The organism is Pseudomonas sp. GW823-FHT04A03 (genome assembly GCF_058796615.1).
The window spans coordinates 1-13,295 of the sequence record NZ_JBXAIV010000010.1; the positions used below are offsets into that span (position 1 = coordinate 1).

The window sequence follows — 13,295 nt, forward strand, 5'->3', positions numbered from 1 at the left end:
GCGCAGCGGACGGGACTCGAACCCGCGACCCCCGGCGTGACAGGCCGGTATTCTAACCGACTGAACTACCGCTGCGCGTCGGTGCAGGCACTTTCAGCCTACGCTCTTGCTTACGCAAGTATCTCGGGAGTGGTGGGTGATGACGGGATCGAACCGCCGACATTCTGCTTGTAAGGCAGACGCTCTCCCAGCTGAGCTAATCACCCGTTTGCATCTCCGAGGCCGCGAAATTTACGCAGGTAGCGAACCTAAGTCAATAGCAGGATTGAAGTTTTTCTAAAAAAGACGAAATTGCTTCATTCCGTATAAATCATCTTCTTGGTCATGCCGCCATCGACCACGAATTCCTGCCCCGTCACAAACCCCGCATTCTTCGACAGCAACCACGCCACCATTGCCGCCACATCCTCGACCGTCCCCACCCTGCCCGCCGGATGCTGGGCATGATCGGTATCGGTCAGCGGCTCTGCACGCCGAGCGGATGGATCCCGCGCATCGATCCAGCCCGGACTGACCGCATTGACGCGAATCTCCGGCCCGAGGCTGATCGCCAGTGCGTGAGTCAACGCCAGCAAACCGCCCTTGCTCGCCGCATAGGCTTCCGTATCAGGTTCCGACTGTGCCGCACGGGTCGAGGCCAGATTGACGATCGCCCCGTTGTGCGCACGCAGATACGGCGCACAGTGTTTGGCCAGCAACATCGGCCCACCGAGGTTCACCGCCAGCACCCGATTCCAGTAAGCCAGATCGAGGCTTTCCAGAGTGATGTTGTGCGGATCCGCCACGGCAGCGTTGCATACCAGCGCATCCAGGCGACCAAACTGCCCCAGCACCTCAGCGATACCCAACGCCACCTGGCTTTCGTCTGCGACGTCCATGGCGATGAACCAGGCGTTCTCGCCCAGCACCTTCGCCACTTTCGAACCACGGATACGGTCCAGATCCGTCAACACCACCTGCCAGCCTTCGCTGATCAGCCACGCTGCGATGCCCAGACCGATCCCGCGCGCGGCACCCGTGACCAATGCAACGCGGCCATGGGTGCCGATCTTTGGCGTAGACAACTCGATCACAACGCCGCCAGACCGCGCGACAGGTCGGCTTGCAGGTCAGCGACGTCTTCCAGGCCGACCGCGATGCGGATCAGGCTGTCACGAATGCCGGCTGCCTCACGCTCCTGCGGCGCCAGACGGCCGTGGGACGTGGTGCTCGGGTGAGTGATGGTGGTTTTGCTGTCGCCCAGGTTGGCCGTGATCGAGATCAAACGGGTCGCATCGATAAAGCGCCAGGCGCCCTCTTTGCCGCCCTTGACCTCAAAGCTCACAACCGCGCCGAAGCCCTTCTGCTGACGCTGAGCCAGTTCGTGCTGCGGATGGCTCTTGAGACCGGCGTAATGCACCTTCTCGATACCGTCCTGCTGCTCCAGCCATTCGGCCAGTTGCTGAGCGTTGGCGCAGTGCGCCTTCATCCGCAGGTTCAGGGTTTCCAGACCCTTGAGGAAGATCCAGGCGTTGAACGGGCTGAGGGTCGGCCCGGCGGTACGCAGGAAACCGACGATTTCTTTCATCTGCCCGCTGCGACCGGCAACCACACCGCCCATGCAACGGCCCTGGCCATCGATGAACTTGGTGGCCGAATGCACAACGATGTCTGCGCCCAACTTCAGCGGCTGCTGCAACGCTGGCGTGCAGAAGCAGTTGTCGACCACCAGCATCGCGCCCTTGGCGTGAGCGATTTCCGACAGCGCGGCGATATCCACCAGCTCAGCCAACGGATTGGACGGTGATTCGACGAACAGCAATTTGGTGTTGGACTTGATCGCTGCGTCCCAGGCCGACAGATCGGCCAGCGGCACGTAATCGACTTCCACGCCAAAACGCTTGAAGTACTTCTCGAACAGGCTGATGGTCGAACCGAACACGCTGCGCGACACCAGCACGTGATCGCCGGCGCTGCACAGACTCATCACTACCGCCATGATCGCGGCCATGCCGGTGGCCGTAGCCACCGCCTGCTCGGCGCTTTCCAGTGCAGCAATGCGCTCTTCGAAGGCGCGAACGGTCGGGTTGGTGTAACGCGAGTAAACGTTGCCCGGCACTTCGCCGGCAAACCGCGCAGCCGCGTCAGCGGCGGTACGGAACACGTAGCTGGAAGTGAAGAACATCGGATCACCGTGCTCGCCTTCCGGCGTACGGTGCTGACCGGCACGTACGGCCAGGGTATCGAACGCTACGCCTTCGAGGTCGCTGTCCAGCCGACCGGCATCCCATTCCTGACTCATGCTGTCACTCCTTGCCCTGTTCTCGATAAATAAAAGTCTTTTGCCAGATACAAAACCGGCCCCTAAGGGCCGGTTGAAACTCAGTTGTTGTACAGATCGATGATCGCACTGACCGCCTGGGTCTTGACCTTCGAGGCATCGTTGCGTGCCTGTTCGATCTTGTTCAGGTAAGCCTCGTCGACGTCGCCGGTGACGTACTTGCCGTCAAACACTGCGCAATCGAAGTTTTCGATCTTGATCTTGCCGCCACCGACCGCTTCGATCAAGTCAGGCAGGTCCTGATAGATCAGCCAGTCAGCGCCGATCAGGTCAGCAACATCCTGGGTCGAACGATTGTGCGCGATCAGCTCGTGAGCGCTCGGCATGTCGATGCCGTACACGTTCGGGAAGCGAACAGCCGGAGCCGCCGAGCAGAAGTAGACGTTTTTCGCACCAGCTTCGCGGGCCATCTGGATGATCTGCTTGCAGGTGGTGCCGCGAACGATCGAGTCATCCACCAGCATCACGTTCTTGCCGCGGAATTCCAGCTCGATGGCATTGAGCTTCTGGCGTACCGATTTCTTGCGCGCGGCCTGGCCGGGCATGATGAAGGTACGGCCGATGTAGCGGTTCTTGACAAAGCCTTCGCGGAATTTCACGCCCAGATGGTTGGCCAGTTCCAGCGCTGCGGTGCGGCTGGTGTCCGGAATCGGGATGACCACGTCGATGTCGTGCTCAGGACGCTCGCGCAGGATCTTCTCGGCCAGCTTCTCACCCATACGCAAACGGGCCTTGTAGACCGACACGCCGTCGATGATCGAATCCGGACGCGCCAGGTAGACGTGTTCGAAGATGCACGGGGTCAGGGACGGATTGGTCGCGCACTGACGGGTGTGCAGCTTGCCGTCTTCAGTGATGTAGACCGCTTCGCCCGGCGCCAGGTCGCGAATCAGGGTAAAGCCGAGCACGTCCAGAGAAACGCTTTCGGAGGCGATCATGTACTCGACGCCTTCGTCGGTGTGACGCTGGCCGAACACGATCGGACGGATGCCGTGCGGGTCGCGGAAACCGACGATGCCGTAACCGGTCACCATCGCCACGACGGCGTAACCACCGACGCAACGGTTGTGCACGTCGGTCACGGCGGCAAACACGTCTTCTTCGGTCGGTTGCAGTTTGCCGCGCTGGGCCAGCTCGTGGGCGAAAACGTTCAGCAGCACTTCCGAGTCGGAGCTGGTGTTGACGTGACGCAGATCGGATTCGTAGATCTCTTTGGCCAACTGTTCAACGTTGGTCAGGTTACCGTTGTGCGCCAGGGTGATGCCGTACGGCGAGTTGACGTAGAACGGTTGAGCCTCGGCCGAGGTCGAGCTGCCGGCAGTCGGGTAACGGACGTGGCCGATCCCCATATGGCCGACCAGGCGCTGCATGTGACGCTGTTGAAACACGTCACGCACCAGGCCATTGTCCTTGCGCAAGAACAACCGGCCATCATGGCTGGTCACGATACCGGCAGCGTCCTGGCCGCGGTGCTGGAGCACGGTTAGCGCGTCATACAGCGCCTGATTGACGTTCGACTTACCGACGATACCGACGATGCCACACATGCGACGCAACCCCTACTTAATGGATCTGAACTGAACAACACTCACTGAGGCGTTTTGGCCGACGGCAAGAGTTGCTCCTTGAACGGAATATCAGCGGGTACGCTGATTCCGCTGGCAAGCCACTGACTGCTCCACCCGAGAATCAGGTTCTTGGACCAGTCTGCGACCAATAGAAACTTTGGCACGAGCTGTGACTCTTTCCACCACCCGTCCTGCTGTACCGGCCCCAGGCTCAACAGCCCGACCGCCACGACCACCAGCAACACGCCACGCGCAGCGCCGAAGGCCATGCCGAGGAATCGATCGGTCCCGGACAACCCGGTGACGCGAACCAACTCGCCGATAAGATAATTGATCATTGCGCCCACGATCAGTGTGGCGACAAACATGATGGCACAGCCCGTGATCACACGAGCCGACGGTGTTTGAATGTATCCGGCGAGGTACTCGGACAGTGAGCCACCGAACATCCAGGCAACGGCTCCTGCGATGATCCAGGTCACCAGCGACAATGCTTCTTTGACGAAGCCGCGGCTCAAACTGATCAAAGCGGAGATGGCGATGATTGCAACGATCGCCCAGTCAACCCAGGTAAATGGCACAGTGCAGCCTACAGACGGATAAGGCGGCGCATTTTAGCAGAGCGCAGGGCTGTCGGTAAGCTGCGAATGTCAGTGCATTTCAATCGGGGCGATAGATTTCAGCCACGCTCGGGCTGGAAGCGCACCACAAACCCCTTGAGGTTCTGCTGGCGGCTCAACAGATCGCGCAGACGATCGGCTTCGGCACGCTCGATCAGCGGACCGACGAACACCCGATTCTTGCCATCGGCAGAACGGATGTAAGCGTTGTAGCCCTGGCTTCGCAGGGTTTTCTGCAGGCTTTCGGCGCTGGCGCGGCTCGACAGACTGGCCAGCTGCACCGACCAGCTCACCGACAGGCCATTGGCATCCACGCGGCTTTGAGTGGTATCCGGCTTGGCGGACAGCGCAGCGATCGGCTGGGCCGGGGCCGTGGTTGGCTTGACCACGGGAGCTGGAGCAGGCGCCGGTGCAACCGGTTTGGCTACCGGCGCCGGAGCCGGGGCTGGCGCGGCGGAAGCAATCGGTGCCGTTGGCGCCACTTGCTCGGCGACCTCGTCATCGCTCGGCACTGGCTCTTGCGGCAGAACCTGCGGCTCGGGCACGGCCACGGTTTCCATCTGGATCTGCGCCACAGCAGGCGCCTGCGGTGCGGCCGGCGCATCGACGGTCACCTGACGCTGCTCATCCTGACGGGAAAACAGCATCGGCAGGAAAATCACCGCCAGCGCCACCAGCACCAGGGCACCGACCATGCGCTGTTTGTACGCTTTATCCAGCAAAGCCATTTGCCGCTTCCTCCGTGGAGCGCCGAGACAGCCATTCGAGGGCCTCGGCGACACAATAAAATGATCCGAACAGCAAGATCTCGTCGTCGCTGGTGGCCACTGCACACTGCCCTTCCAGCGCAGCCGCCACACTGTCATAAGACGTGACCGACGCGCCAAGGTTCTGCAATGCAACATTCAATTCAGTCACCGGACGCGCGCGCGGCGAATCCAGCGGCGCCACCGCCCAATGCTGGACGCTGGCATTCAATTCACCGATGACACCGTCCAGATCCTTGTCCGCCAACAGGCCGAACACCGCCAGACGCTTGCCGACCGGCGGACGTGCAGCCAGACGCCGCGCCAGATATTCCGCCGCGTGCGGGTTATGACCGACATCCAGCAGCAGGTTGATACGCTTGCCGTTCCATTCGAACGAACGACGATCCAGGCGACCGACCACGCGAGTCGCCTGCAACGCCGCAACAATCTGTTTGGCATCCCATGGCAAACCGAGCAGCAGATAAGCCTGCAACGCCAGCGCGGCGTTTTCCATCGGCAGATCAAGCAGCGGCAAATCACGCAGCTCGACGACCTGACCGTCAGCATTAGTGCCGCGCCACTGCCAGAATTGATCAGTGATGCCGAGATCGAAATCGCGCCCGCGCAGGAAGAACGGGCAAGCGAGCTTGTGCGCTTTGTCCAGCAGGGGTTGTGGAGGATTCAGATCGCCGCACAGCGCGGGTTTGCCCTTACGGAAAATCCCGGCCTTCTCGAAGGCCACGGATTCGCGGGTATTGCCCAGGTAGTCGGCATGGTCGACACCGATACTAGTGACCAGCGCGATATCGGCATCCACCACGTTGACCGTGTCCAGACGCCCGCCCAGCCCGACTTCCAGTACCACCGCATCAAGCCCGGCCTGTTGAAACAGCCAGAACGCCGCCAGGGTGCCCATTTCGAAGTAAGTCAGGGAAGTCTCGCCGCGCCCCGCTTCGACCGCCGCAAAGGCTTCACACAGCTGCGCGTCAGTGGCTTCGACGCCATTGAGCTGCACCCGCTCGTTGTAACGCAGCAGGTGCGGAGAATTGTAGACACCGACGTTCAGGCCCTGCGCGCGCAGCAATGAAGCCACGAAAGCGCAGGTCGAACCTTTGCCGTTGGTGCCGGTGACCGTAATCACCCGAGGCGCCGGCTGGCCCAGTCCCATGCGGGACGCTACCTGTTGCGAACGCTCCAGCCCCATGTCGATGGCCGATGGATGCAACTGTTCAAGGTAGGCGAGCCACTCGCCAAGGGTGCGCTCGGTCATACGTTGGCAGGCACCGGCGGAACGACGATCGGCTCGATCGGCGCGGCAACGAAGGTCGGGGTCGGCTTGCCGGTCAGTTGCGCCAGCAGGTTGCCCAGACGCGGACGCAGCTCGCGACGATCGATGATCAGGTCGATTGCACCGTGCTCCAGCAGGAACTCGCTGCGCTGGAAGCCTTCCGGCAGTTTTTCGCGCACGGTCTGCTCGATCACGCGCGGACCGGCGAAGCCGATCAGGGCTTTAGGCTCGCCGACGATCACGTCGCCCAGCATTGCCAGACTGGCGGAAACGCCGCCGTAGACCGGGTCGGTCAGCACGGAGATGAACGGGATGCCTTCTTCACGCAGACGCGCCAGTACGGCCGAAGTCTTGGCCATCTGCATCAGCGAGATCAGGGCTTCCTGCATGCGCGCGCCACCGGAGGCGGAGAAGCAGATCATCGGGCAACGGTTTTCCAGCGCGTAGTTGGCGGCGCGCACGAAGCGCTCACCGACGATGGCGCCCATGGAACCGCCCATGAAGCTGAATTCGAACGCCGAAACCACGACCGGCATGCCCAGCAGGGTGCCGCTCATGGAGACCAGTGCGTCTTTCTCGCCGGTCTGCTTCTGGGCAGCGACCAGACGATCCTTGTATTTCTTGCCGTCGCGGAATTTCAGACGGTCAACCGGCTCCAGGTCGGCGCCCAGTTCGGCACGGCCTTCGGCGTCCAGGAAGATGTCGATGCGCGCACGCGCGCCGATGCGCATGTGGTGGTTGCATTTAGGGCAAACGTCCAGGGTCTTTTCCAGCTCCGGACGATACAGCACAGCCTCGCAGGACGGGCATTTGTGCCACAGACCTTCAGGGACCGAGCTCTTCTTGACCTCGGAACGCATGATCGAAGGGATCAGCTTGTCTACCAACCAGTTGCTCATGCTTTCTTTCTCCAGTACCGGCGGCCCGAACGCTCTGGTTCGCGGCCCCGCGTATGCCCTTCAGCTAAATTCATGTGTGGCGATGATCGTCCGGACTGCCGGGTCAGCGGAACTGACCTGCGTACACCCCGAAAAAACCCTCAGCCTCTTTTCTACAGAGCTGTGGACGGCGGCAGTCTGCCAGCCGTCACATCAACGTACGGCGTTGATGAACGCCCGAATCTTTGCGTGATCCTTGATGCCCTTGCTCGCCTCTACCCCGCCGCTGACATCCACGGCATACGGCCGCACCCGGGCGATCGCATCGGCGACGTTCTCCGGCGTCAGGCCGCCGGCCAGAATCAACGGTTTGCTCAAGCCTTGCGGAATCAATGACCAGTCGAACGCCTCGCCGGTTCCGCCGGGCACGCCTTCGACATAAGTGTCGAGCAGCACACCGCTGGCGCTTGGGTAGGCATCGCAGGCAGCGGCAATGTCATCGCCCGCCTTGACCCGCAAGGCCTTGATATACGGCCGGTGCCAGCCTTCACACTCGGCGGCGGTTTCGTCGCCGTGGAACTGCAACAGATCCAGCGGCACGGCATCGAGGATTTCCCCGAGCTCACAGCGACTGGCATTGACGAACAACCCGACCGTGGTCACGAACGGCGGCAAGGCGGCGATGATCGCCCGCGCCTGCTGCACGGTCACGGCCCGGGGACTTTTAGCGTAGAACACAAAACCGATGGCATCGGCCCCGGCCTCGACGGCTGCCAACGCATCTTCTATGCGGGTAATCCCGCAAATCTTGCTGCGAACGGCTGACATGTCGATAAAAACCCCAAGGCAAATCCGAGAAAGTCCCGGATGGTAACAAATGCGTTCGAGGGCGTCAGCCGTCAAGTTCCGAGAAACCCGTAAGGAAATGTGGCCCGATGAAACGCTCGGGCAACGGGAACTCGTCGTGGTACTCGACCTGCACCAGATACAGGCCGAACGGATGCGCCGTGACCCCGCCGGAACGCCGCTCGCGGCTCTCCAGCACTTCTTTCATCCACTCCACGGGCCGCTCGCCGGCGCCAATAGTCATCAGCACCCCGGCAATGTTGCGCACCATGTGGTGCAGGAACGCATTGGCGCGGATGTCCAGAACGATCATTTTGCCGTGACGGGTCACGCGCAGATGATGCATCTTCTTGATCGGCGACTTGGCCTGGCACTGGCCGGCACGGAACGCACTGAAATCATGGGTACCGATCAGGTACTGCGCGGCCTCGGCCATGCGCTCGACGTCCAGCGGACGGTGATTCCAGGTGATTTCTTCGTTGAGATGCGCCGGGCGGATCTGATCGTTGTAGATCACGTAGCGATAGCGCCGGGCAATCGCCTTGAATCGCGCATGGAAATGCGCCGGCATGACCTTCGCCCAACTGACGCTGATGTCGTGGGGCAGATTGATGTTGGCGCCCATGACCCAGGCTTTCAGCGAACGGTCGACCTGGGTATCGAAATGCACCACTTGCCCGCAGGCATGCACACCGGCATCGGTGCGCCCGGCACATTGCAGCGAGATCGGCGAGTCGGCGACCTTCGACAGGGCTTTTTCCAGGGTTTCCTGCACGGTGAGCACACCGGTGGACTGGCGCTGCCAGCCGCTGTAGCGCGAGCCCTTGTATTCAACGCCCAGCGCGACGCGGAAAAAGCCTTCGGGTGCCATTTCGGCGGCCGGGTTATCTATGTTTGCCAAGTCGGTACAGCCTGCTGATCTACAAAGGCGGGCATTATAAGGCGGCGGGACGGGGAAACCAGACCCAAACAAAAACGGCAACCTCATGGGCTGCCGTTTTGTTTACCGCTGAATGCCGACTCAGACCAGATGCGAAAGCATTTCGCTCGCTTCGCTCTTCTGCTTGTCGTTGCCCTCGCTGATGACTTCATTGAGGATGTCGCGGGCGCCGTCGTTGTCGCCCATGTCGATGTAGGCCTGAGCCAGATCGAGCTTGGTCGCGGCTTCATCGGTGCCGGACAGGAAGTCGAAGTCATCCTCACCCAGATCATCACCCAGCGCGGCATCGGCCTCGGTGAAGCTTGGCTCGTTGATGCTGCTCGACAGACGATCCAGCTCGGCGTTGACGTCGTCCAGTTCGGCGGCGAACGCATCCGGCTCGGCAGGCGCCGCGTCCATTTCGTCAGCCAGGGACAGGTCGAAATCGGCTGGCAGCTCCAGATCATCTTGCGGCACGTCGGCCACGGTTGGAGTTTCGACCAGCGGCAGATCCTTCACGCCTTCGTCCAGATCCAGCAGGAAATCATCGTCTGCCAACTCGACCGGCGCAGGCGCTGGATCGGCACCGAGATCCAGATCCAGGTCGAAGTCCGACAGGTCGTCGAGGTTTTCCTTGATGTCGGTCTGCTGTTGCAGCACGGACTCGAAGCTCAGGTCGTCATCAGTCGGGAACGCGTCCAGCTCGACCGGCGCTTCCGGCTCGACAGCCACCACAGGCTCAACCGGCGTGATGTTGTCGAGATCGTCGAGGCTCAGGTCGAAAGCGCTGTCCAGTTCGTCGTCCGCCGCAGCCGGCGCTTCAGGGGTTTCAGGCTCGTCGAGCAGCAGCTCCTTGACGTAATCCTCGTCCAGCTCGGCGGCAAGGGCCGCTGCCGCCAAGCCGCCGGCAGCGACGACCGCCATGGCCGGGAAGCGGCTTTTCAGCTCTTCGACTTTGGCGAAGTTGTCGCCATTAGCAACCAGTTGGCGCTCCTGACCGACGAACGCATCGCGATCACCCTGACGACCGTAAACTTCCATCAGTTTCAGACGCAGATCGCTGCGCTGCGGCTCCAGGCTCACGCCCTCTTCCAGCAACGCGGCGGCTTGATTCAGGCGACCGCCGTCGATGTGCGACTGCGCCTTGTCCAGCACATCGTCGGAACGCTCGGCGGCAGGCGCCACCAACGGCGCGGCGATCGGCTCGGCCATCACCACTGGCGCAACTACAGCAGCGGCGGCAGGCGCTGGAGCTGGAGCTGGAGCCGGGGTCAGCTTGACGCTGGCGGCTGGCACTTCCAGACCTTCGAAGCTGCTTTCCGGCAGATCGAGGTCTTGGGAGAAGGATTGCTCCTCCAGGGCACGGGCCATGCGCAGGTGCTTTTCGGCTTCCTGTTGCGCTTTACGGCGACGAGCCAGCAGCAACAGCAGGAGCAGCAGAACCACTGCACCGCCACCGACCAGACCCAGCAGAATCGGATTGGTCAGCAGTTCGTTGAAGGTTTTCTCGTCATCGGCAGGCGGCTTGGTTTCAACAACAGGCTCGACAACCGGCTCGACCGGTGCCGGAGCAGCAGCCTCAGGCACAGGTGCGGCTGGGGCCGCTTCTGCCGGAGTAGCCGGCGGCGTGGCCGCCAGTTCCGCGGTGATCGCCGGCACCACTGGCGCAGTGGCGGCGGTCGCGGGAGCAGCGCCCGAACCTTCGGCCTGCATTTTCGCCAGTTGATTGTTCTTCAGCTCGATCAGGCGTTGCAGCTTGTCCAGCTGGCTTTGCAGATCGGACATGCGGCTTTTCAGTTCTTCGTTGTCACGACGGGTGGTGTCGAGACTTTCCTGAGTCACCGCCAGTTTGTTGCTCAAGGCCTTGGCGTCGCCAGCCGGGCCCTTGCCGCGCGCCTTGGCGCTTTCGGCGGACACCAGGCTCAGGTTGTCTTTGGCGTTTTGCGCAGCACCGGTATTGGCGCGGCCACGATTGGTCGCATCGAGCTGCTGCTGACCGGTGCCCGGCTTGGCCACATAACGACGACCCTGACGCCAGGCCTCGTTCTGCGCAGCCACTTCGGCAATCGCTTTGGACTGCGGCAGCGCGGTGCTTTGCACCTGATCCGGAAGACGCAGCACCTGACCGGTTTTCAGGCGGTTGATGTTGCCGCCGATGAACGCGTCCGGGTTCAGGGCCTGGATCGCCAGCATGGTCTGCTGCACCGAACCGCCGGTGCGCGCCTTGGCTGCGATTTCCCACAGGGTGTCGCGCGGCGTGGTGGTGTGGGTCGAATGCGTGGCGCCGGTGGTCGGTGCGGTGATGGTTTGCGCTGGCGCTGGTTGAGCGGCGGCATCAGCGGTCTGCGGCGAGAACTTCGACGGATCCAGCAGCACACTGTAATCGCGCAGCAGACGGCCGTTCGGCCACATCACCTGCACGAGGAATTTCACCATCGGTTCCGACAGCGGCTTGCTCGACGTTACGCGCAGCACGCTTTTGCCGCTGGCGTTGAGCACCGGGGTGAAGGTCAGATCATTGAGGAAGGCCTGGCGATCGACGCCGGCCTTGGCGAAATCTTCCGGCGAGGCCAGGCTCGGCACCACTTCGGCAGCGGTCAGATCCTTGACATCGAGCAGCTCGATTTCCGCCACCAGCGGCTGGTTCAGGGTCGACTTCAGGGTCAGCTCCCCGAGCCCGAGGGCATGCGCCATACCGGAGGACAGCGCCGAGGCGGCCGCTATTGCTAACACCAGTTTGCGAACTTGAACCATAGCCTCTTCCTTTGTTTGAACGTTCCTCGGCCAGCGAGAAGATGTTGATTGTCGCTGCCGTAAGGCATTGCGCGCGACGACGACAGCATGCCGCGCGCGATCATTTCTTTGATGCCCCGGAAAGTCCCGGAGGGTGACACGTCATCGAGTGCTCCGGCCAAGCATAGCGCTCGCCTAGAATCAGTCGACAAATTGTTGCCAAGTATCTTTTACAGCAGGTCTTTTATCAACAACTCGGCGACCTGCACGGCGTTGAGGGCCGCACCTTTGCGTACGTTATCTGACGTCAGCCACAGATTAAGTTCCGACGGTTCGTCGACACCGGCGCGTACCCGCCCGACGTAGACCACGTCCTGCCCGACCGCGTCACCGACGGCAGTCGGATAATCGCCCGCCTCGACCAACTCGATGCCCTCGGCCTCTTCAAGCGCGGCGTTGACCTTTTCCAGGTCGACCGCGCTCGCTGACTGCAAGGTCACGCTAAAGCTATCGCCAAAAAACACCGGGGCTTGAACGCAAGTTGCGGAAATCTTTAATAAAGGCTTGGCCAGCACCTGACGCAGCTCGCGCACCAGACGTTTTTCCAGCAGCGTATGGCCTTGCGCGTCGGGCGTACCGACCTGAGCCAGCAGGTTGAAAGCCATCTGCCGGTCGAAGAATGTCGGCTCCAGCGGACGCATGTTCAGCAGCTCGGCGGTCTGGCGCGCCAGCTCAGTCACGGCTTCGCGGCCCTGGGCGGAAACCGCCAGATTGGCGGTGACATGCACATATTGCAGCTCGATCAGATCGCGCAGCGGCGCCAGCACCACGGCCAATGTGGTGGCCGACGGGCTCGGGCTGCTGACCTGAAACGGTACTTTCAAACCGGCCAGCACATCGGCATTGGCTTCCGGCACCACTTGTGGCGCCTGATCCGCCGGCAAGGCGCCGGACAAGTCGACCAGCGAGCAACCTGCCGCATGCGCGCGGGCGGCGTAGCTCAGCGTGATGGCCGGGCCAGCGGCGAAAAATACCAACTTGACCTTGCTGAAATCGAACTCGTCGACTTCACGCACGCGCACGTTCTTGTTGCGAAACAGCACCGAGCTGCCGGCGGATTCGCTGCTTGCCAACAAATGCAACGTGCCGACCGGGAAGTCGCGCTCTTCGAGAATCTGCACGAGGGTTTCGCCGACAGTACCGGTGGCGCCGATCACGGCAATATCAAGGGTCTGGGTCATGGTGCTGCCTCTGGCGAAACGGGGGGAGCGGCACTTTACCGGGTGAGTCGCACACAGGCAATTCGCGCCCGCCACGAAGAGCGGACGCGGAGCTTCAATGGCTGCATTCCCACGCAGAGCGTGGGAACGATCA

General features: G+C 61.8%; 11 protein-coding genes and 2 tRNA genes. All 13 read right to left on the reverse strand.

Annotated elements, in window-relative coordinates; translation table 11 throughout:
* Position 1: 1 nt before the first annotated feature.
* Positions 2 to 75: transfer RNA gene (locus AC1Q9F_RS22095), tRNA-Asp, on the reverse strand.
* Positions 76 to 130: 55 nt separating this feature from the next.
* Positions 131 to 206 (reverse strand) — tRNA-Val (locus AC1Q9F_RS22100).
* 90 nt (positions 207 to 296) lie between these two features.
* Positions 297 to 1,073 (reverse strand): SDR family oxidoreductase, encoded by a 777-nt coding sequence (locus tag AC1Q9F_RS22105; protein WP_492620812.1) that lies wholly within the window; start codon positions 1,071 to 1,073, stop codon positions 297 to 299.
* The gene (locus tag AC1Q9F_RS22110) at positions 1,070 to 2,281 is read right to left on the reverse strand and encodes an O-succinylhomoserine sulfhydrylase (RefSeq protein ID WP_492620813.1); all 1,212 of its coding nucleotides are present in this window, start codon (positions 2,279 to 2,281) and stop codon (positions 1,070 to 1,072) included. The genes AC1Q9F_RS22105 and AC1Q9F_RS22110 overlap by 4 nt, the downstream gene beginning before the upstream one ends.
* Positions 2,282 to 2,361: 80 nt before the next feature.
* On the reverse strand, positions 2,362 to 3,867 hold the full coding sequence (purF, locus tag AC1Q9F_RS22115) for an amidophosphoribosyltransferase (protein ID WP_007956466.1): 1,506 nt from the start codon (positions 3,865 to 3,867) through the stop codon (positions 2,362 to 2,364).
* A gap of 41 nt (positions 3,868 to 3,908) precedes the next feature.
* Positions 3,909 to 4,469 carry a CvpA family protein gene (locus AC1Q9F_RS22120; protein WP_007956464.1) on the reverse strand — a complete coding sequence of 187 codons (561 nt, stop codon included), beginning with the start codon at positions 4,467 to 4,469 and terminating at the stop codon, positions 3,909 to 3,911.
* A gap of 98 nt (positions 4,470 to 4,567) precedes the next feature.
* Positions 4,568 to 5,236, reverse strand: coding sequence for an SPOR domain-containing protein (locus AC1Q9F_RS22125; RefSeq protein ID WP_459796958.1), 669 nt, complete (start codon positions 5,234 to 5,236; stop codon positions 4,568 to 4,570).
* The gene (gene folC, locus AC1Q9F_RS22130) at positions 5,220 to 6,527 is read right to left on the reverse strand and encodes a bifunctional tetrahydrofolate synthase/dihydrofolate synthase (RefSeq protein WP_207985590.1); all 1,308 of its coding nucleotides are present in this window, start codon (positions 6,525 to 6,527) and stop codon (positions 5,220 to 5,222) included. The genes AC1Q9F_RS22125 and folC overlap by 17 nt, the downstream gene beginning before the upstream one ends.
* Positions 6,524 to 7,444 carry an acetyl-CoA carboxylase, carboxyltransferase subunit beta gene (accD, locus tag AC1Q9F_RS22135; RefSeq protein ID WP_179692064.1) on the reverse strand — a complete coding sequence of 307 codons (921 nt, stop codon included), beginning with the start codon at positions 7,442 to 7,444 and terminating at the stop codon, positions 6,524 to 6,526. The genes folC and accD overlap by 4 nt, the downstream gene beginning before the upstream one ends.
* A 192-nt stretch (positions 7,445 to 7,636) precedes the next feature.
* Positions 7,637 to 8,251: a phosphoribosylanthranilate isomerase gene (locus tag AC1Q9F_RS22140; RefSeq protein WP_179692065.1), complete on the reverse strand. Its 615-nt coding sequence runs from the start codon at positions 8,249 to 8,251 to the stop codon at positions 7,637 to 7,639.
* Positions 8,252 to 8,315: 64 nt separating this feature from the next.
* A complete protein-coding gene (gene truA / locus AC1Q9F_RS22145; RefSeq protein WP_085607862.1) occupies positions 8,316 to 9,140 on the reverse strand; it encodes a tRNA pseudouridine(38-40) synthase TruA in 825 nt (274 codons plus the stop codon).
* Between the two features lie 150 nt (positions 9,141 to 9,290).
* Complete coding sequence (locus AC1Q9F_RS22150) at positions 9,291 to 11,942, reverse strand: motility hub landmark protein FimV (protein ID WP_492620814.1); 2,652 nt, start codon at positions 11,940 to 11,942, stop codon at positions 9,291 to 9,293.
* 209 nt (positions 11,943 to 12,151) lie between these two features.
* Positions 12,152 to 13,162, reverse strand: coding sequence for an aspartate-semialdehyde dehydrogenase (locus AC1Q9F_RS22155; protein WP_492620815.1), 1,011 nt, complete (start codon positions 13,160 to 13,162; stop codon positions 12,152 to 12,154).
* Positions 13,163 to 13,295 lie beyond the last annotated feature (133 nt).

Bases quoted from the DNA above. Each gene is read 5' to 3' on its own strand.
- AC1Q9F_RS22110 (WP_492620813.1), bottom strand. From the start codon at position 2,281: ATGAGTCAGGAATGGGATGCCGGTCGGCTGGACAGCGACCTCGAAGGC.
- purF (WP_007956466.1), bottom strand. From the start codon at position 3,867: ATGTGTGGCATCGTCGGTATCGTCGGTAAGTCGAACGTCAATCAGGCG.
- AC1Q9F_RS22125 (WP_459796958.1), bottom strand. From the start codon at position 5,236: ATGGCTTTGCTGGATAAAGCGTACAAACAGCGCATGGTCGGTGCCCTG.
- folC (WP_207985590.1), bottom strand. From the start codon at position 6,527: ATGACCGAGCGCACCCTTGGCGAGTGGCTCGCCTACCTTGAACAGTTG.
- accD (WP_179692064.1), bottom strand. From the start codon at position 7,444: ATGAGCAACTGGTTGGTAGACAAGCTGATCCCTTCGATCATGCGTTCC.
- AC1Q9F_RS22140 (WP_179692065.1), bottom strand. From the start codon at position 8,251: ATGTCAGCCGTTCGCAGCAAGATTTGCGGGATTACCCGCATAGAAGAT.
- truA (WP_085607862.1), bottom strand. From the start codon at position 9,140: ATGGCACCCGAAGGCTTTTTCCGCGTCGCGCTGGGCGTTGAATACAAG.
- AC1Q9F_RS22150 (WP_492620814.1), bottom strand. From the start codon at position 11,942: ATGGTTCAAGTTCGCAAACTGGTGTTAGCAATAGCGGCCGCCTCGGCG.
- AC1Q9F_RS22155 (WP_492620815.1), bottom strand. From the start codon at position 13,162: ATGACCCAGACCCTTGATATTGCCGTGATCGGCGCCACCGGTACTGTC.